This is a genomic window from Weizmannia sp. FSL W8-0676, assembly GCF_038593015.1.
Classification (GTDB): Bacteria; Bacillota; Bacilli; order Bacillales; family Bacillaceae_C; genus Weizmannia; species Weizmannia coagulans.
In genome coordinates this window covers 3232496-3256965 of record NZ_CP151954.1, presented here as the reverse complement: position 1 = coordinate 3256965, position 24470 = coordinate 3232496, and the positions used below count along the sequence as shown (strand labels likewise).

General features: G+C 38.8%; 16 protein-coding genes and 1 pseudogene. 8 read left to right on the top strand and 9 right to left on the bottom strand.

Going from position 1 to position 24470, the window contains the following annotated elements; all coding sequences use genetic code 11:
* The first annotated feature begins 235 nt into the window (after nt 1-235).
* The 4 genes and pseudogenes from NST20_RS15930 to NST20_RS15915 all read left to right on the top strand — a co-directional run bounded on the left by NST20_RS15930 (nt 236) and on the right by NST20_RS15915 (nt 10407).
* Entirely contained in the window at nt 236-6247 is a 6012-nt protein-coding gene (locus tag NST20_RS15930) for a DNRLRE domain-containing protein (protein ID WP_342399809.1), read from the top strand.
* The gene (locus tag NST20_RS15925) at nt 6217-6729 is read left to right on the top strand and encodes a hypothetical protein (RefSeq protein WP_327077457.1); all 513 of its coding nucleotides are present in this window, start codon (nt 6217-6219) and stop codon (nt 6727-6729) included. Before NST20_RS15930 ends, NST20_RS15925 begins: the two co-directional genes overlap by 31 nt.
* 473 nt (nt 6730-7202) lie before the next feature.
* Nucleotides 7203-8756: pseudogene (locus NST20_RS15920) on the top strand (IS5 family transposase).
* 430 nt (nt 8757-9186) lie between these two features.
* The gene (locus NST20_RS15915) at nt 9187-10407 is read left to right on the top strand and encodes an MFS transporter (protein WP_328196805.1); all 1221 of its coding nucleotides are present in this window, start codon (nt 9187-9189) and stop codon (nt 10405-10407) included.
* A 19-nt stretch (nt 10408-10426) separates the two neighbouring features.
* Here NST20_RS15915 and NST20_RS15910 read toward each other — a convergent pair whose 3' ends face one another.
* From NST20_RS15910 to NST20_RS15880, 7 genes are all read right to left on the bottom strand, one after another.
* A complete protein-coding gene (locus tag NST20_RS15910) occupies nt 10427-10936 on the bottom strand; it encodes a DUF6875 domain-containing protein (protein ID WP_328196804.1) in 510 nt (169 codons plus the stop codon).
* Nucleotides 10937-11100: 164 nt separating this feature from the next.
* Complete coding sequence (locus NST20_RS15905) at nt 11101-11919, bottom strand: SAM-dependent methyltransferase (protein WP_328196803.1); 819 nt, start codon at nt 11917-11919, stop codon at nt 11101-11103.
* Nucleotides 11894-12769, bottom strand: coding sequence for an HEXXH motif-containing putative peptide modification protein (locus NST20_RS15900; RefSeq protein ID WP_328196802.1), 876 nt, complete (start codon nt 12767-12769; stop codon nt 11894-11896). The genes NST20_RS15905 and NST20_RS15900 overlap by 26 nt, the downstream gene beginning before the upstream one ends.
* Nucleotides 12770-12772: 3 nt before the next feature.
* Nucleotides 12773-13639, bottom strand: a complete 867-nt coding sequence (locus NST20_RS15895; RefSeq protein ID WP_328196801.1) for an HEXXH motif-containing putative peptide modification protein — start codon at nt 13637-13639, stop codon at nt 12773-12775.
* A gap of 91 nt (nt 13640-13730) precedes the next feature.
* A complete protein-coding gene (locus tag NST20_RS15890) occupies nt 13731-13919 on the bottom strand; it encodes a hypothetical protein (RefSeq protein ID WP_328196800.1) in 189 nt (62 codons plus the stop codon).
* Between the two features lie 468 nt (nt 13920-14387).
* Nucleotides 14388-15725: an IS1380 family transposase gene (locus tag NST20_RS15885; protein ID WP_081355869.1), complete on the bottom strand. Its 1338-nt coding sequence runs from the start codon at nt 15723-15725 to the stop codon at nt 14388-14390.
* Nucleotides 15726-16383: 658 nt separating this feature from the next.
* Nucleotides 16384-17721: an IS1380 family transposase gene (locus NST20_RS15880; protein WP_081355869.1), complete on the bottom strand. Its 1338-nt coding sequence runs from the start codon at nt 17719-17721 to the stop codon at nt 16384-16386.
* Nucleotides 17722-17981: 260 nt separating this feature from the next.
* Here NST20_RS15880 and NST20_RS15875 point away from each other — a divergent pair, with 260 nt between their 5' ends.
* The 3 genes from NST20_RS15875 (at nt 17982) to NST20_RS15865 (ending at nt 20434) form a co-directional block, all read left to right on the top strand.
* Nucleotides 17982-18386: a hypothetical protein gene (locus NST20_RS15875; protein WP_342399808.1), complete on the top strand. Its 405-nt coding sequence runs from the start codon at nt 17982-17984 to the stop codon at nt 18384-18386.
* Nucleotides 18387-18596: 210 nt separating this feature from the next.
* Nucleotides 18597-19157, top strand: coding sequence for a helix-turn-helix domain-containing protein (locus NST20_RS15870; RefSeq protein ID WP_340703134.1), 561 nt, complete (start codon nt 18597-18599; stop codon nt 19155-19157).
* 20 nt (nt 19158-19177) lie between these two features.
* On the top strand, nt 19178-20434 hold the full coding sequence (locus NST20_RS15865) for an MFS transporter (RefSeq protein WP_340703133.1): 1257 nt from the start codon (nt 19178-19180) through the stop codon (nt 20432-20434).
* Nucleotides 20435-20644: 210 nt separating this feature from the next.
* On the opposite strand, the gene NST20_RS15860 is transcribed toward NST20_RS15865, so the two are convergent.
* Entirely contained in the window at nt 20645-21796 is a 1152-nt protein-coding gene (locus NST20_RS15860) for a transposase (RefSeq protein ID WP_342400436.1), read from the bottom strand.
* Between the two features lie 130 nt (nt 21797-21926).
* Between NST20_RS15860 and NST20_RS15855 the strand changes: the two genes are divergently transcribed.
* On the top strand, nt 21927-23480 hold the full coding sequence (locus tag NST20_RS15855) for an IS5 family transposase (RefSeq protein ID WP_342399807.1): 1554 nt from the start codon (nt 21927-21929) through the stop codon (nt 23478-23480).
* Here the strand turns inward: NST20_RS15855 and NST20_RS15850 are convergent.
* Nucleotides 23375-23881 (bottom strand): hypothetical protein, encoded by a 507-nt coding sequence (locus NST20_RS15850; protein WP_342399806.1) that lies wholly within the window; start codon nt 23879-23881, stop codon nt 23375-23377. The two genes, NST20_RS15855 and NST20_RS15850, sit on opposite strands and share 106 nt — an antisense overlap.
* Nucleotides 23882-24470 lie beyond the last annotated feature (589 nt).

Below are 24470 nucleotides of genomic sequence, written 5' to 3'. Positions count from 1 at the left end.
GCCGCAACTGTTTCCGGCAAAATTAACGGGTTGCGAATGCCGATTTACCGATAAAAAAATCATTCCCAGCACCAACCGGAAATGAAATATTGCAGCATAAAAAGCAGCACATAGCCATCTTGCTAATTACCAGAATGAGGAAAGAAAGTTTTGAAAAATTTTCTTGTAAGGGGTTACTACGCGTGATACAATTCTTAAAAGCTAGTAAAAATTTTGTAATACTGGGGGATATTTTGTGTTCAAAAAACATTTAGCGCGCCTGCTGTCGATTTTAATGATTGCGTCCTTGCTGCCCATGCATGCAGGTGCTGAATCCAATGATTCCGGTTCGGGCCATTCAACAGAGAATTCGACAGCGAGCGCCGGTACCGGCCAAAATGAGGATTCAGCGTATCATGAACTTGTGTCGGATAGGGATGCCTATTCCAAAACGTATACCAACAATGAGGGGGATTTTAAAAAGGAAATTTATCAAGAACCGATTCACCGCAAAGATGACGGAAAATGGGTAAACATTTCAGACAAACTTGTGGAAGATGAAGATAACGCCAATGTAGTAGAAGCAGATAACACCACATTGGATGCAACTTTCCCAAAAACTTACAAGACCTCTGACAAAGATATGACCTTCTCTGTTGGAAACCATGACATTATCTTTTCCAATCTCTCTGCCTCGGACGGAAGTACAACCACTGCTGCCAACCCTTCAGCCCGAACAAAATATGAAGACAATCAAATAATGTACCAAAATATTTTTAATGGCATTGATTTGCGGCATGTTACATTCAACGAAGAAGTAAAAGAAGATTGGATTATTAATCAGTATACTGGAATAAACCAATTCAACTACATCATCAAAACAGACCTGGCTGCCCGTCTGAACGGCGATGGTTCAGTCGGTTTCTATCAGGATTCTGATTTTAAAGATCAGGTGTTTGTACTGCCGCGCCCACAAATGGAAGATTCCAATTACAATGATGGACTGGGCAGTGGTGTAAAGTCAAATGATTTGCATTATTCCTTATCTGCTGATGGGGATGGCCAGTATAAACTCAGCTTAACTGCAGATAAAGACTGGCTGGAATCAAAAGACCGCGTTTATCCGGTTTATGTAGACCCTTCTGTTTCCTTAGATGTCAATGCAGATACATTCGTGGCGAGTGCATATCCCACGACAAACTATAACAAAGAGTGGGATTCTTCCCAGGGTGAGTATGTCCTTAAGGTTGGGAAATATGACAATACAACCGGCACCAATTATGCCTATATGAAGTTTGCAATCCCTTCTGATTTAAAAGGGGCAATCATTGATTCGGCGGATTTAAAAGCCTATATCACCCATTCTTACTATGCCACAACTAAAACAAGCATATGGGTGGACCGGGTACAATCTTCCTGGTCGGCTGATACAATGAATTGGAATAACAAGCCGGGCTCAACAAACATTACAAGTACGACAGCAGCCCGGAACCAATGGGCCACCTTCAATGTAAAAGGCACTGTTCAGGGAGTGGTGGATGGTGAGTATCCAAACTACGGTTTTAAATTCCATGAAAATGGCAATGGTCAAACATATTGGAAAAAGATTACTGCTTCAGAAAGTGCAAATAAAGCAAAACTTGTCGTCACGTACCATTATCCGGAAATGAAAAGCCTGACCTTGTCTGCTGCACAGACATCGGCCGGTTCTGCAACAGGCTATGTAAATGTTTCCTGGCCAAAAGTGAACAATGTGGAATCTTACAGCCTGCAGATGTATGACGGGAAAAGCTATGAAACCGTTTATAAAGGAACGGCAACGAGTTGGACTACAAAGGGGAAAAAGATCTTTCCGAAGTCGCCGTATTCCACCAGTTCCGCTTTTAAAACGGACGGGACGGGTGTCGAGCTGCCGGTTGATCCGAGTGCCTTTTACAGTGCAAAAAGCGGCACGGCCACCAAAAATAAAAATTATCAGTTCCGCGTGATTGCCAATTACCCGGGAGGAAGCAGCCCCGCCTCCACCGTTGTATCCAAGCCTATTCCAAACGGCCTTGTAGATACGCCGGACAGGCCGGATGTAAAAGCGAGCGCTTATTCTGAATCCGATTCCGTAAATAAAGGAAGGGGATGGCTGGATATATCGTGGGATCCGGTGGAAGGGGCAACAGGATATATCGTCCGGATCTATAACGGAAAAGACTATCAGGATTTTAATGCCGGAAATGCCACCAGCTGGTCGACCAAAGGCCAGAAACTGTGGCCGACAGATAGTGAAATTGCTGCCGGAAAGTATTTGCTCCACCTGGATAAAACAGGCGCGGAATTGCCGATTGACCCAAATCCGGTATACAAAAATGCAGTGGCCGATGGCGGAGGCTATGATTATTTTCACCGGTATTCGATTACCATCAAAGCAGTCTGTCCGGCGGGAACCACACCGTCAGCCGATACGAATTACGGATATATCCCGCTGGAAACGCCGAAAAATGTTGCAGCAACAGCGGAACTTGCAGACCCTGTGAGTGCGAAGGGTATTTTAAACGTCAAATGGGATGCTGTCACAGGAGCCGGTGGTTACTTGGTGGAAATCTCAACGGATGGCGGAAAAACTTTCCGGTCACCCGTGGATGTCGGAAAAGTGACCTCCTGGAAATCGACAGGAAAACTGGAGCTGGATCCTGGTAAAGGTTACCAGGTTAGGGTAAAGGCATATCGGTACAATGATGCGATAGCCCCATCATCTGAAAAGGAAAAAATCAGCGGTCCGCGGGGTGTCAGCGCCGCATCTGCAATCAAAACCGTCAACATGGCATCACGCGAGGATCTCCTTGGTCTGGAAGATGATTTCACATATGGTACCCATACGATGGGAAATGCTACTGTTTCCGTCAATGTTACAACCGGGAACCTGAATATGGCCATCACAGATGCTTCACTCTATCCACGTGGGGTGCTGGATTTTGATTTTACGAGGTCTTATAATTCAGGATCCACACGCAGCTCCGCATTTGGCACAGGCTGGACATTCGCCGGGAATGAATCGCTTGTAACAAAACCTTCATCATCTAATCTGTATTATGATGATGAAGACGGAACGAGGCATGAGTTCGTTTATAATCCAGGGAACGATTCGTTCACTTCGCCAAAAGGAAAATATCTGTCCTTAAAGAAGCAGACAGTTAATGGCGCTTCAGGTTTTGCTTTAACTGATAAAGACGGATTTACCAAACTGTTTGAATCTGCCCCCACTTCAGGTACTTACCGTTTGTACGCTTATCAGGATACAAATCATAATACGATCCGGTTTAAGTATACAAATAATCAACTGACGGAAATTGCTGAAACCGACAGCTCAGGCAGTACAATTGGCAAAAGCATTACGCTTGCGTATAATGCGGACGGCCTGGTCAGTAAAATGGCTTACAATAATCGCTGGATTGAATACCAATACAACGATGCGGACCGCCCAAAGCTGTTAACAGATACAGTGACGCATGCTGAAGGCACAAGCAAAACCATTACCAATTCGTACGATTATGAGGATAACGGCGACCGGTTAAGTTCCTTTACGGACGGGAACGGCAATGAAGGGACAATGGAATATAAGGATAACGAGATTACGGTTGTCACACCGCAAAAAGACGGAGCATCATCTGTCTCAACAACCTATAATTATGATTTGCCAAATAACAAATTTACGGTAACGGATTCAAATGATAGCCAAAAAGTTTATCACCGGAATACAGCAAACAATACGTTTGCCGTAACGGAAACGGTTGATGAAAATGGGAAATCGGGCACCGTACAATATGATGCAAATTATAATATAATCAAGTCGACCGACGCAGAAGGCAATACAGAAACGAAGGTATATGACGCAAACGGTAACGTAACGAAAGAAACGGATGCAGAAGGAAATGTGACGACATATGCCTATAATGCTCAAAATTTACTCACATCAAAAACAGATCCAAAAGGGGTTACGACTACTTACAGCTATGACGGGAATCGGAATCTCACCGAGACGCAGGTAGGGGACGAAATCACAAAATTTGAGTATGATGCATATGGACGGCAGACGAAAGAAATTTATCCGAACGAGACGTATACGGAAACAGCCTATACCGACCATACTGTTACCGAAAAAGATGCAAAAGGGAATACCACAAGTACGACATACGATGATAACGGCCAGATTGTGTCCCAGACGGACGGTGCCGGAAGGAAAACTTCTTATACGTATGATTCACTGACGCCTGATTTAAAAACTTCCGTAACAGACGGAAACGGTAATAAAACGAGCTATACGTATGACAACAACGGCAATATGCTGACAGTGACAAATGCAAAAAATGTTACAAAAAGCTATACGTATAACAATAACAATCAAGTATTGAGCGTGACTTTGCCGGTCGGTTCGGGATCAGACCCGATGAAAATGCTATATACGTATGATGAAGATGGCAACCTACAGACCTTCAAAAAAGCATCGGGCATTTTAGAGACGTACCAGTATGATGAGGCAGGGCAGCTAACCGGGACAACTGTTGCGGACGCATCAGGAAAAAATGAATACAACATTGCCAACACTTATGATGATAATGGACAAGTAACGAAAACGGCGTTGAAAGATGCGACAGGTGCAGAGATTCTCGCTAAAACCTATGCCTATACGGATAACGGCCTGGTGTCCCAGTACAATCAGGGAGATTCTTATCAGATCAACAATGAATACAACGATGATGATTCCTTGAAAAGCGATACGTATTCGTATCATTCGCAATCTGTTGTAGTGAAAAACAATTACACATATATAGAATCAGGAAAAGCAGATACAGTAAATACAACGCTGAATGGCGATACGCTGTTGCAGTTCCAATACGGGTATGATCTGGATAATCGGAAAGATTCATTAACAGCCAATAACGGCCTGTTTAAGCAAACCACCACTTTGGATACCGCAAACAATATCCAAAGTATCCAGTATTTCAAAGGAAGCAGCACAACAGCAGCTGCCCAGTTTGCTTATCAGTACGACGGATCAGCCAATATCACAAAAGAAACAACGGCAAAAGGCGATACAAGTTACACGTATGACCAGAATAACCAATTAACGAAAGAAATATTGCCGGATGGCACGACGAATAGCTATACGTATGACGCGGTCGGAAACCGGACGCAGGCAACGGTTAACGGGAAAACGTCCAATTATACGTATAACGATGCCAACCAGATCGTGAAGAAAAATGGCACCGCCTTTACGTATGACAAGGACGGCAATTTAACGCAGGATGAAAATGATAAATATACGTATAACGCGTTAGGTCAGATGACGAAAGTTACCACACTCAGCGGAACAACTGTTGCCGAGTATACGTATGATGAAAACGGGCTGCGGACAAAGAAAACCGTTGGAACGAAAACAAATGAATACTACTATGACCAGGACAACAATTTGTCCATGGAAGTAGTGAAAAACAACGGTACCATCACGCAGTACAAGTATTACAAATGGGATTCAGACGGTACAACACCGCTCGGCATGATCATTCGCCAGCAGGATAGCACTGGACAATGGGCCAATAAAGCATACTTCTTCTGGACGAACCATCGTGGGGATGTCATTTCCATTGTGGATCAGTCTGGAAACGAAGTGGGTTCCTACACTTATGACGCATACGGGAATGTGCTGACTGAAACTGGTGAAATTGCCAAATACAATCCGATTCGGTATGCCGGGTACTATTATGATGCTGAGACGAAGGATTACTATTTGAAAGCGAGGTACTATAACCCTGCGAATGGGACATTTTTAGCAATGGATCCACAGCCTGGGGACAAAGATGATCCTTTTTCACAGAATGAATATAATTACGTTAGCAATAATCCAATAGTGAATGTGGATCTAGATGGCGAGATAAAAATAAGTATAGGTACTTTAAAAATCATATCCAAGCATGTCGCTAAAGGATTTCGTAATGCTTGGAAATATATTTCTAAGTATGTAAAAAAAGTAAGAAACAAAATGGGTTTTAGGATAATAAAAGTGGGGAGAATAAAAAATACTGGTAGTAAGGAAAAAGGAAGGTGGGGGATTCTTTACTCAACTACTAGAAAAGGAAAAAGAATTTATCGTTCTATAGAATTTCACCCACCTGAGCACGGACATGGTTATCATATTCAATGCAATAAATATTCTAAACACAATGGAAAATGGATTAGAGGTCATGTTGTATGGCGAAAGACTATAGGAAAAGGAGAATAGGAAGTTTGCAGATGTATTACTCTTTTCAAATATCGACATTTGGTAAATATAATAATGAGACACATGAATATGAAACGATAGAAAATGTAATTTATGAAGTACTAAACCTACTAAAAAATATTAATTTTACCATGTATCAATATACAATTTCAACTTCAAATGATGCTTTAGAATCACCCTTAATAACTATTCCGCTCCAAGGAAAAAAACGTTTCTTATTTGGCGAAAAAAAATTTATCATATGTGAAGCAAACGATGCAAGCTTTTATAGGGATAGAATTGTTTCAAATGATAAATTATTTTTTATTGAAAAGGATAAATCTATAGATCAGATATTTAAAAACAAAACTTTTACTGAAGAAAATTTTAAAAGTGATCTATTAAACATAGTTCCTCTGATTGTTGAAATCTATGAATCCGAAGAGATCACAATAACTTCAGCATTAAAAGAATATATTTTATTTATAGCAAACAAGTTATAAGAGTATATTAATATTTTTCTTGAAGGTGTGGGCTAATAACAAAAAACGGAAAGATTTTCTACCACTTAAATGGTCAGTCAGATTTAAGTTAAATGTTGGATATTAATAACTAAAACTTGAAAGTAAAAAAAGTGAATAACCGGAAAGATTCATTGACAGCCAATAACGGCTTGTTTAAGCAAACCACCACTTTGGATACCGCAAACAATATCCAAAGTTCCAGTATTTCAAAGGAAGCAGCACAACAGCAGCTGCCCAGTTTGCTTATCAGTACGACGGATCAGCCAATATCACAAAAGAAACAACGGCAAAAGGCGATACAAGTTACACGTATGACCAGAATAACCAATTAGGGCTTGCTGAATAAGCAAAAATTCCAGATTTGACAAGGATTTTGGCTACTTTTGTCGAATATAAAGTGTAAGGATTTCAAAGGAAACACGTAAAAAACCTTGCACTTGGAGGCTGTTACGATGTACAAAAAGACCGAACATCAATTAACTTTTGTAGATGATTTTTTTCTACCATTCGGTGGGAAATGAAATAAAGAAAATCGCTGGGTCCGTCTTGCTGAAATGATTCCTTGGTGGATGGCCGAAGAAAAGTATGCCAAGTCCTTCAAGAAGAAATTCAAAGGCGAAAAGGCTTATTCTGTCAGAATCGCTCTTGGGGCTCTTTATATCAAAGAACGGCTTGGGCTGTCTGACCGGGAAACAGTCGAACAGATCACAGAAAACCCGTATCTTCAGTATTTTATCGGCTTGCCTGAATTCCAGGAAAAAGCCCCATTCGACCATTCTCTGATGACTCGTTTTAGAAAACGTTTGGGCGCAAATATCATCAACGAACTGAATGAATGGATCGTTCTGGAAGAACAAAAACGCCAATTGGAAGAAGCATCTAAGGAAAACGACAACAATGATGATCAGGATCACGACGATGAAGATCATGATGATGAAGATCGTAATGATCATGATCATGATCGTGGCGATCTTCAGCCTTCCGGTTCCGATTCAGAAAAGCATTCAACTGAATCGGCTTCTCCCAAAACGAAGAACAGAGGAAAGCTCATTTTGGACGCAACCTGTGCACCGGCTGATATTGCTTACCCTACAGACCTCGGGTTGTTGAACGAAGCCCGTGAGAAATTGGAACATATCATTGATGTCCTGCATGAACCACACAAAGGGAAATTACGTAAGCCACGGACCTACAGAAAAAGAGCCCGCAAGGACTATCTTTCTGTCGCTAAGCAACGTAAAGCTGGCGCCCGGAAAATCCGGAAAGCTGTAGGCAAACAGCTCGGATATGTGAAACGAGATCTGGAGATCATTAAAAATCTTGTTTCCCAAAGCTCTCTGTCTCTTTTAAGCAAAGATGAATACAGGCAACTTCTCGTGATTCATGAACTTTACCGCCAACAGGCAGAAATGTACAAAAAGAAAACACACCGGGTTGACCACCGGATTGTAAGCATTTCCCAGCCACATGTCCGTCCAATTGTGCGCGGCAAGGCAAAAGCGAACGTGGAGTTCGGTTCAAAAGTCGCCATCAGTGTCGTAGATGGTTATGCCTTGATTGAGCACCTCGACTGGGAAAATTACAATGAAGGGACCACTCTCAAGGAATCTGTTGAAAACTACTACAACCGGTTCGGATTTTATCCGGAAGCGATCTTGGCAGATAAAATTTACCGAAACCGTAATAATCTGGCATACTGCAAATCTCTTGGCATTCGTCTGAGTGGGCCAAGGTTAGGACGCCCATCCAGAACGGAAGACAAAACCTTGGAACGCGTCGCAAGGCAGGATGCCTCTGAACGTAATGCCGTTGAAGGCAAATTTGGCGAAGGCAAGCGCAAGTATGGGCTGGGCCTTATTCGAGCACGCCTTCAGGAGACCAGCGAAACAGTAGTAGCCCTTCAATTCCTCATACTGAATCTGGAGCGCAAGCTCAGGGTTCTTTTTTTGAAATTTTTACACAACACTATTTTATATTTTGATAATCGGAATTTGGCTTGTATCTGACCAAATTTGATTCGTTCAGCAAGCCCTAAATACATGATAAATCTCATAAAGGAGATCAATGACCAAGTAAATTGTCCCATGAATAAAGCTAAAAAATATCCGGCATATAGATCTCCTATTAGAATAGTAATGGATAGTATGTGAAACCAATTTGGTTCAATAACTTGGAAATTAAATCACTAGAATTTGCAAAAAAATTTTAATCGTGAATAATAGAGTTGAGTGATGCTTAAAATACATTTAAAATTTTAAGGTTGATTTAAACTAAATTTTTTTGAATAGTAAAAACGCTGTATCCTGGTATATATTTTTTATGTTTTGAATAAAACAAGAAATATGAAGAAAAAAATTTGAAGGGATGAGGTCCAATGTAAACTCTTTTTAAATTATTCTTCGTTATAATGAGATTAATTTTAAAGGAGTGAATGAATTGAATAATTTCCGTTCCTTTTTGTTTTTGTGGATCGGCCAAACGGTATCCAATGCTGGCGATATTTTTTATATTGTTGGGATTATCAGTTATTTATATGTGGTTTCGGATTCGGTTTTTGTGGTATCCCTTATCCCGTTTGTCATAACATTCTCAAGATTTATTGGTGGATTAATAGCACCATGGATACTTGACAAGGTTTATCTAAAACAAATTATTGTTGGTTCTTCATTTGGGAAAGCGTTTTTATTGGTATTTCTACTGATAGGAATGCATTTTTCTAAGGGGTTAAACACTCTAGCATTTATAATCCCTTTTGTTAGCATTATTGCATTTCTGGACGGTTGGCAGACACCTGCACGAAATTCCATGATTCCTGTAATAGTAGGAGAGGAAAAATTAGTTAAGGCAAATAGTTTACTTTCAATAACTGACCGAACAGTTCAACTCGGTGGATGGCCGGTTGGGGCGATCATTGTTGCTGCCTTAAGTGGTAAATATTTAATAACAGCTACTTGTTTCCTATTTTTTATATCGAGTTTTATGATGCTATTTGTTAAATATACTCAAAAAGTACAAAGCAGCCAAGGTAATAAAACAAAATTATGGCATTCTTTAAAAGAGGGGTGGAAATACATTTGGAATACACCTACCCTGTTGACGGTTTCTGTAATGGATGCAATAAATTCAATAACAGGGGCTGTATGGATAGCAGCTATTCTTTACGTTTATGTTGATGAAATTTTGCACAAGGGAGAAGCATGGTGGGGATATATTAATTCCGCTTTCTTTGCCGGACTATTGTTAGGTGGAGTTATCAGCTTTAAATTAGAAAGGTTTTATAAAGAGAGAAAACGATATTTAATTATCTATGGTTCTCTTTTGACAGCCTTATTTACTTTATTATTTGGGTTTCCTTTAAGTCCTTTTTGGGCCTTAGGATTTTCCCTATTAGTAGGAGTACCGACTCAAATTCAGGAAATTGCTCAACTTTCACTAATTCAGTCCAGTACTCCTCAAGATATTCTTCCGAAAGTGTTTTCTGCTAGAGATGTGATTTTTACTGGTCTGTTCGGAGTTTTTGCATTGATATTCGGAATGTTTTCTGAATTATTTGGAGTGAGGTCAGTTTTCGTTATCTCATCGCTTCTTCTTTTGGTTTCAAGTGTTTGGGCTTATATGAGACAAAAATATCTTGACCCAGTCAAATCAACCTTATAATTCAAATAAAAATACCAAACTAAACTTTATTAGTTTGGTATTTTTTTGCTTTGTTTAGTTCATAGGTTGCCAATTCGTATTGTTTATTGGTAAGGGTTGTTTTGAATGTCTTCAAATAACTCTGTAAGTAATTCACTTTGTCGGTTAAAGACTTAGTCTTTAATAAGAAAGATAAATCTTGTTCAATTAAGTAACGAAGGATAAAATGTAATGTATTATGCTCATTATTGGAAGAAAATCCACCAATTACGATTTTATGGTGAATAATAAAGTGCTTCAATTCTTCTTGCACTGCATCTAGCATTTCTTGGGCTGGACGGAAAGGGATATTTGGAAATATTAATATCAAAGTTTTGTATTTTCTATCGGAATTTACTGGAGGTAACTGTTTAAATTCATATATTTTTTCTTCAATAAATGCACTGAGGTTTTCTATGGAGTACTGTTCCACTATTTCATACCATACTCCATTTTTAACTAGTGCTGTAGGCAAAAAAGGACAGTATCCGGCCTCTTTACGTTTTGCCATCTCTAATACTAATTTTTGTGCATTCTTTAAACAGGAAATTACTTGGTTTTCATAAATGGCTTGACAGACATTCTCGACATCTTTATTATTTATGGGTTTTGTTATTATTTTGCATCACCTCAACAAAACAATTATCTATAATATAAGAGGTAGCATAGCTTTCTTTATACGGTACTTTGTACAAGGTTGTAAAACTCTTTATCTATGTCGTCTTTTGTGAAACCTAATCCTGGAACGAACAAGCTGGTTGCCACCGAAATATAACTGTGAAGATTATTCAATTCATTTAGTTTACATGATTTGATTAGGCTTTTATTTGAGTTTGAGTTACAACCAATTAGGACTACGTTATGATTTAAAGGATAAAACTGGATGAGGTATTTTTGTAACTTTTCAAGATGATTGTTTTTAGAAAGATCTTCGTAATCCGTTCTGGAGTTACCCACAGAACAAATATGGTAAATATACAGATCAATTTTAGGCTCGATTTTAAGCTGGAATAACAATAAACGGTTTGCATCTATAATTGTAGCTCCGTGGTCTAAAGGGTCGATCTTTAAATCGCTAATCATCGTATCAAAGCTAGAAATACCTTCAATAACATTCAAGTGTATTAAATTTTCCATTGCCATTTTGTTTAAGCTTTTTATCCAAGATACACCTATATAGGGATGACCTGGAACAAGTACCGCAACATCTTTAAACTTAGAACTTACTTCTATAATTTTACTAACTATTCGTTTGTAATTCTCTAGGTCTTGAGCCCCGTTTTTGTACAAATCAGACAAACTTTCCGCATTTTTAACTCCAATACTATTTGTTAACCAATCATGTAATTTATCTTCAATGGGAAAATAAAGAACATAAGATGATTCTCTGATAATTTTAATGCTTTCTAAGGTTAATTGTTTTCGTCCTCTAACGCCTGCACCTATGATGGTGATATGCGGTAACACTTTAGGTTCTTGATGGGAATATTTCATCTTGAATCCTCCCATATGCAAAATGTTTTAATGATTCATCAGCTAAGTTTAACAAGTGCTGCATCCTATTGCTTAGAATCTGCCAACTATCCCTTTGTGATTTGAAACTATCAATTGCATTTTTTGTCTTGGTTATTAGTTCTTTAGAATTACCATGTACACTTACTTCGCTATCGTCATAATTTAATCTGTTTCTTAAATTTAGTAATTCGATTCCAACAATAATACTATGGGCTACTCCGTTAACGGGTCTAGGTTGATTTCTGATAGCAGAAGGTACCCATGTGTTTGGATTCATAATTTCTGAAGGTTTGTCGTAATGTTTGTTTACTAGGTTATCAAAACCAAGTAAATTATGGGTTAACTCGTGAACTAAGGATTCTAAAACGTCAAACATACTCCAATGTTCATCGGGTTGAATCCAAACCACTCCTATAGCTTCAGGAGTAGTAGCAGAACCAGCGAATTTTATGTTAGATGTTAAGGCTATGGTGTCAACCGACAAAAAGAACAATGAATATATATCGTTTAACTGTTGCATGCTTTTCATAGCAGCATTTAATTTATTTAGATTAGATTTATTTACAGCCTCTAAATTATTTTCATTATGTGACCTTATTTCCTTTTCTAAATCGAGTATTTTTATTATTTCTATCAATTGGTGGCCTGATTGTATAATACATGGTTTTAAGGAGTTGCTATAAGTTATATGAGGATTGTGTTTAATAAGGTAATCTGTAATTGCTTTTTTTAATATCTGAATGGTAACTGTTTCTTTATTCTCTAATTGCCCATGTGTTAGAGTACAAAGCGTTTTGAAAACATTGTTAACTCCGACTAGAGACCACATTTTTCACTTCCCCCTTACTTCCCCCTTATTGTAGTTCTCCATAATTAACCTACATTCAGCCAAAAGATCTTTGCCAAAATCAGTAAGCATGTTTTCTCTTTTATCGGTTTCTGAAATGGATTTGATAGAATTGTTGACCATTGGTATCAACTCATTAGTAGGCGGATGTAAAGATCTTTTTTTATAATGTCCTAATACGCGTTCTCTTAAAAGCAAAACTTCTATTGCAACCAGTACACTATGAATTGCTTTATCGAAAGGTCGCACCTGGTTTCTGATGGCTGACAATGCAAATGTTTGAGGGTCGGTCAGTCTGTTTACGTCATTAAATAATCCAAATCGCCATTCGTGGAGAAATAGTAACGTATGGCCAAGCTCATGTACTAATAATTCGTACATATCTTCATCTGTATAATGACTTCGTGGGTCAATAAATAAGACCCCAACAGCTGCACTTGTAGTACCACCTGAAGCAATTTTGGAAGAAACATTAAACACTGAATTCATAACTAAATTAAAAACCCATGAAAAACCAGGGTGCCTTTCTCCAAGGGTTAAAATAGAGTTTTTTGTTCTACCTAGAATACCAGCAGACTGTGATTGTCTAGACTGTTCCATGTCGTAAAAGGTGTCATCAGCAAGGGATTCGGTACTAAACACTTCCATTAACTTCTTTATAGTTCTTAGATCTGTAATAAACTCGGTGTTTATTTCTTTGGAATGAGGCACCCAAGGTTGAATTTCAGTAATTAATTTATTATAGGAGATTTTTAACGATTCAAATGATGTGAGGATGCTGTTATTTTGATATGGTTTCGTCAAAACATTAACCGTTTGTAAAACTGATTTTTCTCCTCTTAAAAAAAGCATATAATCCCCTTCTTTCTTGGAAATTAAAAGTGTAAATTGAGAAATACCCGCATAAATCAATTGATTATATGCGGGCTGTTACAATTAACAATTATTTATTATCGACATAAGGGGGTTCTGATTTCTCTTCGAAAGGATCCACTGCATACATCCTCCAAACCATTCTTACAGTATCGTCTGACTGTGCTTCTAAGAGGTTTGATTGTGCTTGAGATACTTCCTCTTCAGTTACTTCATTAGCAATCTCAGACAACAAGCTATCAAGAGATGGACTCTGCATGAAAATTACCCTCCTAATATTTTGGTGTGATCCGGATCAATTCTTATATTAACAGAAAAGACTAAATTTGTAAATATTTTTATGTAGGTAATTTGCATCATTTTCCAAATGGTAATACTGCTATTAAAGAAAGAAAATAGAAGGACATATGATTAAAATAATCTTTTAGTGTCTTTGAAAATACACGAAATGGAATATGATATTCAAATTTGCTGAGCAAGTACAACTTTATCTGATACCTGAATCCGTGACGAAAATATAACAAACGCCGTTAATAGGTAGATTTCCCAAGAGTAAGGATATAGTGGTGTCCGACTATTCGATAAATGCACTTTTAGTGATTCAGTATGTAAAAATTTCCCTGTTTCATTCGTTTTTGTGCACGCCAAATAAATCTGCAAATTTCCATTTTTTGCAAGTTTTCGTTTTTTTATTTCTTTTTTCCTAGTAGTCTATTGATCGGGATGTTTAGTAAAAGGCTTGATACAAACGAGTAAAGACCGGTAACCATTTGTTGGTCTCCGCGACTTTTAATTTCCATTGCCGGCCACGGAAAACCAGTTTTGAGGCCAGTGTGATCATATTCTGGATGACGGTTCGGATTCTTCTTCTTGTTGTTTTCTTTTTCAATGGCGTATCTTGTTTTTTCAAGCTTTCTTGCCCAATCAAGCGAAGCAGGTTATACGCAAATACACCGAAATGGAGCACAAGGCCATTCGTTTCATATTTGCCTGACGGCAGCCGTTCGAGATCCAGTTCTGATTTAATTTCACTATGGAACTGTTCGCAAGTGCCATGGTTATGATAAAGAGAGATCACCACATGAGGCGGCACTTCAAGGTCCGTCCAGTAGGTTTCAAATTCATACTCGGGAATTAAAAAAATTTGTCCGTCTCTTGAGATGGTTCTTTCGGTCACTTTAAAAACTTTTCGGATGCTTCGCTCCTGGTCCTTAATTTGAATGGTTTCGGGGATGGATCCAAGGTAAACCTTCTTTCCTTCCCGTTCTTCACAACAGATCCCATATTTTCGGGCAATATACAGCCAGTCCTCAGCTTTTTCCTTACGGGGATTGCGTTTGATAATAAAGCTTGCATGGTTTTCTAGGAGAATAATGAGATTATCCCGGCTGTCATTTCCGGAATCAAGCCTGAAAAGCAATGGCTGATCTGTTAGTTTCCGGGCAGATTGAATGGTTTCCTGGATGAAATTTGGTGTACCTTTTTGGCAGTGGACACTTCCCTTTCGCATCTCAACATGCAGGCAGTAACCTTCCTGTCCCATGTAAGCGAACATAGGGGCATAACCGTCACAGCCTTTATAGGTTCTTTCTACCCCTTCCTTTTTTGTCTTGGAGTTATCGAAAGGGGAGACATCCAGATCAACCGGGATATACGGCTTGTCTTTGGCGTAAACCGGGCTGATTTCCGCATTTGTATGGCGAATCAGATCCAGCGATTCTTCGTGCAAGATCGTTTTCCATTTTTCCACCAAGGCGGCCTGGTCCAATCGTTGCCTGAGAGTCGGGCTGGAAGGAACCCTCTGGATATCCAAAGCCAGTGCAAAAAAAGCATCATCACGGAAGGTTTCAATATTGTCATAATCACTTTTTCCCTGGCAAAGCAAGCCGATATAAGATTTAGCCACATCGCCATTGGAACAAGCCGGATACCGGGAGATATCAGGGAGTTTATAGGCATTCAACCTGGAAACTAAATTCGTTTGATTTAGTAAATTTCCTACTATCGCTAAGCCAGCTTGGGCAACAATTCGTTCTTTTGTGGGTTCTATCACAAACTTTTTCATGAGATCACCTGAATGTGGAATGAATTTAATTTGTCTGATATACCAATTATACTAAATTTTATGCGATTTGTTTGCCTTTAAGCGGAAATTTCGTCACGGATTCAGGTAAGTGTTAAATTTTTTTAAAAATTTTGTTGACGCTTACCGGTAAGAATGATATTATCATATTAATAATTTTGAACGTGTTAAAAAAATAATACGGGGTGATTTTTTTGATAACAAAAGTTAAACGTACTAACGACTATCCAATTCCATTTTCTGATGGCGATAAAAATTTTTTTGACTCTACGTATCAACAAGTTTATTCTCAACTACTAGACAGAGAAGTAGATGACCAAATTAGATTTTTAAAAAGGAATCTTTTAAATGAGATAGAGAATCCTCATATTCTTGATTTTTGTTGTGGGCATGGCAGACATTTATTGAGACCTGAATCCGTGACGAAAATATAACAAACGCCGTTAATAGGTAGATTTCCCAAGAGTAAGGATATAGTGGTGTCCGACTATTCGATAAATGCACTTTTAGTGATTCAGTATGTAAAAATTTCCCTGTTTCATTCGTTTTTGTGCAAGCTAAATAAACCTGCAAATTTCCATTTTTTGCAAGTTTTCGTTTTTTTATTTCTTTTTTCCTAGTAGTCTATTGATCGGGATGTTTAGTAAAAGGCTTGATACAAACGAGTAAAGACCGGTAACCATTTGTTGGTCTCCGCGACTTTTAATTTCCATTGCCGGCCACGGAAAACCAGCTTTGAGGCCAGTGTGATCATATTCTGGATGACGGTTCGGATTCTTCTTCTTGTTGTTTTCTTTTTCAATGGCGTATCTTGTTTTTTCAAGCTTTCTTGTCCAATCAAGCGAAGCAGGTTATACGCAAATACACCGAAATGGAGCACAAGGCCATTCGTTTCATATTTGCCTGACGGCAGCCGTTCGAGATCCAGTTCTGATTTAATTTCACTATGGAACTGTTCGCAAGTGCCATGGTTATGATAAAGAGAGATCACCACATGAGGCGGCACTTCAAGGTCCGTCCAGTAGGTTTCAAATTCATACTCGGGAATTAAAAAAATTTGTCCGTCTCTTGAGATGGTTCTTTCGGTCACTTTAAAAACTTTTCGGATGCTTCGCTCCTGGTCCTTAATTTGAATGGTTTCGGGGATGGATCCAAGGTAAACCTTCTTTCCTTCCCGTTCTTCACAACAGATCCCATATTTTCGGGCAATGTACAGCCAGTCCTCAGCTTTTTCCTTACGGGGATTGCGTTTGATAATAAAGCTTGCATGGTTTTCTAGGAGAATAATGAGATTATCCCGGCTGTCATTTCCGGAATCAAGCCTGAAAAGCAATGGCTGATCTGTTAGTTTCCGGGCAGATTGAATGGTTTCCTGGATGAAATTTGGTGTACCTTTTTGGCAGTGGACACTTCCCTTTCGCATCTCAACATGCAGGCAGTAACCTTCCTGTCCCATGTAAGCGAACATAGGGGCATAACCGTCACAGCCTTTATAGGTTCTTTCTACCCCTTCCTTTTTTGTCTTGGAGTTATCGAAAGGGGAGACATCCAGATCAACCGGGATATACGGCTTGTCTTTGGCGTAAACCGGGCTGATTTCCGCATTTGTATGGCGAATCAGATCCAGCGATTCTTCGTGCAAGATCGTTTTCCATTTTTCCACCAAGGCGGCCTGGTCCAATCGTTGCCTGAGAGTCGGGCTGGAAGGAACCCTCTGGATATCCAAAGCCAGTGCAAAAAAAGCATCATCACGGAAGGTTTCAATATTGTCATAATCACTTTTTCCCTGGCAAAGCAAGCCGATATAAGATTTAGCCACATCGCCATTGGAACAAGCCGGATACCGGGAGATATCAGGGAGTTTATAGGCATTCAACCTGGAAACTAAATTCGTTTGATTTAGTAAATTTCCTACTATCGCTAAGCCAGCTTGGGCAACAATTCGTTCTTTTGTGGGTTCTATCACAAACTTTTTCATGAGATCACCTGAATGTGGAATGAATTTAATTTGTCTGATATACCAATTATACTAAATTTTATGCGATTTGTTTGCCTTTAAGCGGAAATTTCGTCACGGATTCAGGTGAGATTATGGAGAGATGGTTATAGTGTGCATGGCCTTGATATTAATGAAGATTATCTCAAACTTATAAATCAAAAAACCAGTGGTGAAGTAACAACTTTTTTAGCAGATGGGAGATACTTTAAATCAGAACAAAAATACAATGTTTACTTAATATGGAAACATCAATTGGATATTTAAACGATGATGAAAATTTTAAAATGTTAGAGTGTATGTATTCTTGCTTAAATTCAAACGGAAAGCTTCTCCTTCATCTTGCAAATAGAGAGTATTTAATTAAAAATTTCAATCCCTTAGTTTGGTTTGGAAACGAACAAATAGGGTTTTCTTTAGAAAGGAGGACTTTGGATTTACAAAGCAGTTCATTAAGTATTAATCAGACTAGAATTATAGACAACAAAGTCACTAAATATAATCTCAAACTAAGATTATACAGCTTAAGCGAGATTGCAAGTTATTTAAAACAAGTAGGATTTAATATTGAGAATGTTTTTGGTGATTTTAGTGAAAGTAAATATTCAATAGAGTCTCCTAGTATTATTTTAATTTGTACTAAATAATTAAAGGAGGTGAGAATAATGCTGGAAAAACAACTTGAACAAAGAGGCGTTGTTATTATCATTATTCCTGACTGATTTAAGTGTAAAAAGGTCATGTGCTCTAATTTTTTCTGCACATGACTTTTTAAAAAGTTTCGTTTTTTTCATTCTAATACGTATTAATGTATAATTACATATTGTAAAAATAATACGTTTAGGATGTGTTTATGTATGGACAATGTTTTCTATGTAAATAATCTAAATCAATTAAAAGCCTTAAGTGATCCCTTTAAGGTAAAAATTTTATGGGAAATAGACGAAGTACCCAAAACGGGGAAAATGCTCGCCGATCAATTACATTTATCTCCGTCAAAAGTAAGATATCATTTAACTGAACTCGAAAAAGTTGGGCTTATTAAAGTTGATAGAACGGAGGAAAAAAACGGTATTATCCAAAAATTTTATCGTACAGTTGCAAAGGTTATTTCTCTTGAGAAGGTAACTCCATATATAAATAAAAATAATGCAACGCTCAGTGCAGGATTAAAGGAAAGTATGATGATATCTTTAAACAGATCAGTACAAGTATTGGCGGAACAGAAGATCGTCGATGTTTCTGATATGAATCAAGTTACGGGAGATTATTATCTAAATAGGGAAGAAATTGAAAAGCTGAAGATATTGTTAAAAGAAATATATTCGCTCTTAAAGGATGTAAACCAAAAAGATTTAAATCAAGAAAAAGAAGGTGAAAAATATCACATCAACTTAACTGTTTTTAAAAATAGTTAAAACGGGTGGTGAGTATAGTTTTGATATTACTTAAACAGCAATCCTCCTTCTATTTTTTTTTAGGCCAATTTATTTCACGCTTTGGTGACGGAGTAACTACTACTATTATTTTGTATATTATTGGAACTATGTCGGAAGATCCTTTTTTAATTGGTCTTGTTCTTTTTGCACAATATGGTCCTATGCTTTTATTTGGATTTTTTACTGGAACAATAGCAGACAGATTTCCTAAACATTATCTAATGATCGGAACTGATTTATATCGGGCCCTTGTTATGCTAGCCATGGTTTTCTCAACACATTTTATTTGGTTATTAATTGTTTTAGTTTTCCTCTCTGGTATTGGAAATTCAATTAATTATCCAGCCAGATCTTCATTTATTCCTCATTTAGTTGGGGAACAGCATATTACAGAAGCTTTAAGTATTTCTCAAAGCATTAATTCAATTATGCAAATTGCCGGACCAGGTATAGCAGGGATATTGCTTGTTCTTGCATCTCCCTCCAATATACTCATGATTGATGTTGTAACTTTCTTGTTATCAGCACTTTTTACAGGTATCACCGTCAAATTGATTAAATATAAACAAACATTCAGCGAAAATCATCGTCCAAATCCATCAATATGGAGCGCTGCAAAAGAGGGGATAAAAACAGTTTTTGAATTGGCACCACTTACATTTCTCATTGCTTTGATCATGCAACTTATGTTTGCTGTGGGTATTTTTAACACTACATCTACTTCGTTATTGCTGCAGGTGTTCGATGTTTCCAGTTTTCATTATGGCATGATTGAGGCTATGGTAGGTGCAGGTGCATTCATAGGTGCTGCAATGGGCCCATTTTTGTTAAGACATTTCAAGCCGGGTCATCTCCTCTTTTTTTCAACAGCCTTAATGGGTGTATGGATGATTTTGATTGTTCCTTTACACCAGTTTTCTCACGTTTATACTATTCCGTCTTTATATGTTTGGGTCTCCATAATCGGATTGATTAATGCGTTCCTCAGTATCCCAATAAGCAGTTTGTTTCTTGGTCTAACGCCAGATATTTATAGAGGTAGAGCAATGGCTATTTTACAGATGTCGTCTAATACTGGATTGCTACTAGGGATAGTAATTTCGGGACTACTTTCCAAATTTTGGGGGTCCATATTCGTAACTGCCATTTCCGGTACTTTACTAATTCTAATTTCGATCATCACAATTAATATGAGGGGGTTCAAGGCACTCCTAACGATTGATAAGAAAGTAAAGAAAGAGCCTCTGCCAAAATAAAAATATACCCTTGAGCGAGGCTCTGGAAAATTAATTATCCCGATTTTTTTGCCTTTTCATCCAGATTTTCAATTCAATAGAAGTAAAACGGTCATTTTCCTTCAAAAAAAGGGCATACGTATCCCGCCTTCACAAAATGGGTTTTTTTCACTACCCTTTGTGGAAAGGAAACGCTCATTTTACTTATTCACATATCCACCTGTGAATAACTTAATTTGCTCTTTGCAGTCGATTGCGTGTCCATCCACAATTGGCCTTTCCAGTCTGATAGTACGCCATATTTGCCATGATATGCATAGATATCATGCATCGATCTACATGAGCTTCAACTGCCTGTTTCCCACGCTTGTGAACACGACGGAGACTGTATCCGTCTTTTAGAACGCCAAAGATTCTTTCGATGATCGTCCTGGCACTATATAACACTTCAAATGTGCGACCATGTTGCGGCAACTCGACATCTACTTGAGGCGTTTGATCAAAGTCTATCCTAAATACTCTTCCTTGTGCTGCCCCATTACAACATTCCGCGTGATTCGCTAGCGGGCAGGTGAGACCTTCTTGCTTGGCATTTGGATGAAATACAGGACAAGTGTAAATAAGCCCCCCAACCCCCCGAATCTTCGGGGGGCTCCCATTTGGATGAAATACAGGACAAGTGTAAATATATTGCCCCTTTGCCCGATCAGATCCTCTAAGTTCCATTTTATGTCCACTGATACAGATGGGAGTGCCGTACCGGTTGATTTTTTCAATCCCCCGGGCGGTAGTTGGTTTATCTTTACGGTTCCGTGGATTGATCGGTGCCACCAATTTCGCCTGTAATACATCCTTTGTCACTTTTTGATTTTCCGGCGTTTGGTAGATTCCATCTGCCAGGATAAAGCTCAACTGCTCAGCCATCTCGGGGTGCTCTGTCTTAAACGTTTCCAATGTCGGTTCTAATGTTTTCCCATCGGGTGTATTTCCTTTAAATACTTCCCGCGTCAAAGGCAAACCGGATCTCACCCCGCATACCATTGATAATTTATGCGCAATATAGGAAACTGCATTACTTTTACGCATTACCCCTACATTGTCGTCCGTAAGGACTTTGGGGCAATCGCAATCACCCTCACAAGAACACGTCTTCCTTGTTTTATTCAAGGTTGCTTCTGCCTCTATATGCGATGTATCCACGGCGGCTGCTTCCTCATTCGTTTCAACCACGCCTTCCCCTTTATTATATTCAACAACCAATAGCCGGGCTTTTTCCCAAAGACCATTTGTTGTCATGATTTGATCAAAACGAGCAAAGGAACGGTAGCTCGGAATTTTCTCCGTAAATCCACACATGGTGGCAAATAGCGGGTTTGATTTCACTTGCAAATAGGGCTTGCTGAATAAGCAAAAATTCCAGATTTGACAAGGATTTTGGCTACTTTTGTCGAATATAAAGTGTAAGGATTTCAAAGGAAACACGTAAAAAACCTTGCACTTGGAGGCTGTTACGATGTACAAAAAGACCGAACATCAATTAACTTTTGTAGATGATTTTTTTCTACCATTCGGTGGGAAATTAAATAAAGAAAATCGCTGGGTCCGTCTTGCTGAAATGATTCCTTGGTGGATGGCCGAAGAAAAGTATGCCAAGTCCTTCAAGAAGAAATTCAAAGGCGAAAAGGCTTATTCTGTCAGAATCGCTCTTGGGGCTCTTTATATCAAAGAACGGCTTGGGCTGTCTGACCGGGAAACAGTCGAACAGATCACAGAAAACCCGTATCTTCAGTATTTTATCGGCTTGCCTGAATTCCAGGAAAAAGCCCCATTCGACCATTCTCTGATGACTCGTTTTAGAAAACGTTTGGGCGCAAATATCATCAACGAACTGAATGAATGGATCGTTCTGGAAGAACAAAAACGCCAATTGGAAGAAGCATCTAAGGAAAACGACAACAATGATGATCAGGATCACGACGATGAAGATCATGATGATGAAGATCGTAATGATCATGATCATGATCGTGGCGATCTTCAGCCTTCCGGTTCCGATTCAGAAAAGCATTCAACTGAATCGGCTTCTCCCAAAACGAAGAACAGAGGAAAGCTCATTTTGGACGCAACCTGTGCACCGGCTGATATTGCTTACCCTACAGACCTCGGGTTGTTGAACGAAGCCCGTGAGAAATTGGAACATATCATTGATGTCCTGCATGAACCACACAAAGGGAAATTACGTAAGCCACGGACCTACAGAAAAAGAGCCCGCAAGGACTATCTTTCTGTCGCTAAGCAACGTAAAGCTGGCGCCCGGAAAATCCGGAAAGCTGTAGGCAAACAGCTCGGATATGTGAAACGAGATCTGGAGATCATTAAAAATCTTGTTTCCCAAAGCTCTCTGTCTCTTTTAAGCAAAGATGAATACAGGCAACTTCTCGTGATTCATGAACTTTACCGCCAACAGGCAGAAATGTACAAAAAGAAAACACACCGGGTTGACCACCGGATTGTAAGCATTTCCCAGCCACATGTCCGTCCAATTGTGCGCGGCAAGGCAAAAGCGAACGTGGAGTTCGGTTCAAAAGTCGCCATCAGTGTCGTAGATGGTTATGCCTTGATTGAGCACCTCGACTGGGAAAATTACAATGAAGGGACCACTCTCAAGGAATCTGTTGAAAACTACTACAACCGGTTCGGATTTTATCCGGAAGCGATCTTGGCAGATAAAATTTACCGAAACCGTAATAATCTGGCATACTGCAAATCTCTTGGCATTCGTCTGAGTGGGCCAAGGTTAGGACGCCCATCCAGAACGGAAGACAAAACCTTGGAACGCGTCGCAAGGCAGGATGCCTCTGAACGTAATGCCGTTGAAGGCAAATTTGGCGAAGGCAAGCGCAAGTATGGGCTGGGCCTTATTCGAGCACGCCTTCAGGAGACCAGCGAAACAGTAGTAGCCCTTCAATTCCTCATACTGAATCTGGAGCGCAAGCTCAGGGTTCTTTTTTTGAAATTTTTACACAACACTATTTTATATTTTGATAATCGGAATTTGGCTTGTATCTGACCAAATTTGATTCGTTCAGCAAGCCCCAAATAGACACTCTCCACCATCACTTCAATATACTGTAAAGAGGCCAGTTCAAAAGCACGAAAAAAGGGCATGAAAGGATGCGTTTTTCTCCCAGTGGAAGGGAGATGAAATAATGAAGACGCAGACTTGTCTTCTTCCTCCGTTATTGAAAATAGTGCCGGTTGTATTTCATTAGAAGGATCATGTGCTCTTTCATTTTTTAGGTGCAAATATAAAAGGGTGTAGTATTCTCGTTCAATCGGCTTAAAAATCTCCCATGGGAAACACATGGCTGGAATGACAAATGGTATATCGGCATAGTCTTGCCAATTGTGGGGAATCAAATTTTGTTGTATTGAAAAGTCTCTGGTTTGTGTTAGAATAGAAATAGTCATGAAATCACTCCCTGGATATTTGGTGGTACTTATATCTTAACAAAGGAGTGGCTTTCATGGCTCTTTTTTTTCAAAAAAATCATCCTTTTCCGTTTTACAATATTTACCACAGGAATGAGTAGCTTAATCTATTGAAACCCGACCAAAATGGAAAAATTTAGATACTTATAATAAATAAATTTACCCCATTAAAATCAAAAACTCACAATTTCTTTTTACATTTGTCATAATGTTCATACAAACGTCTTTTTTCTTTAGTGGAATAAATCAACGACCTTTAATTGTCTGACTGCTTACAGTTTCAGGGGATATAGCATTTTGGAAAGCCCTAGTTAACGAAAGAAGTATTGCCGGACGGCACGACAAACAGCTATACGTATGATGCAGTTGGAAACCGGACGCAGGCAACGGTTTTATGAAAAATACTTGAACATCTATTGATCTTTGGAATTCTATTGATAGTACAAATTTATTTAGAAGAACATGAGATTTTGCCGCTACATGCTTTTAAAATAAGAGGCGATTTTAGTTGGACTACATTCCTTTTATAAGGAGCAATCTAAAGAGAGGGAAAAAATATACCGGTATG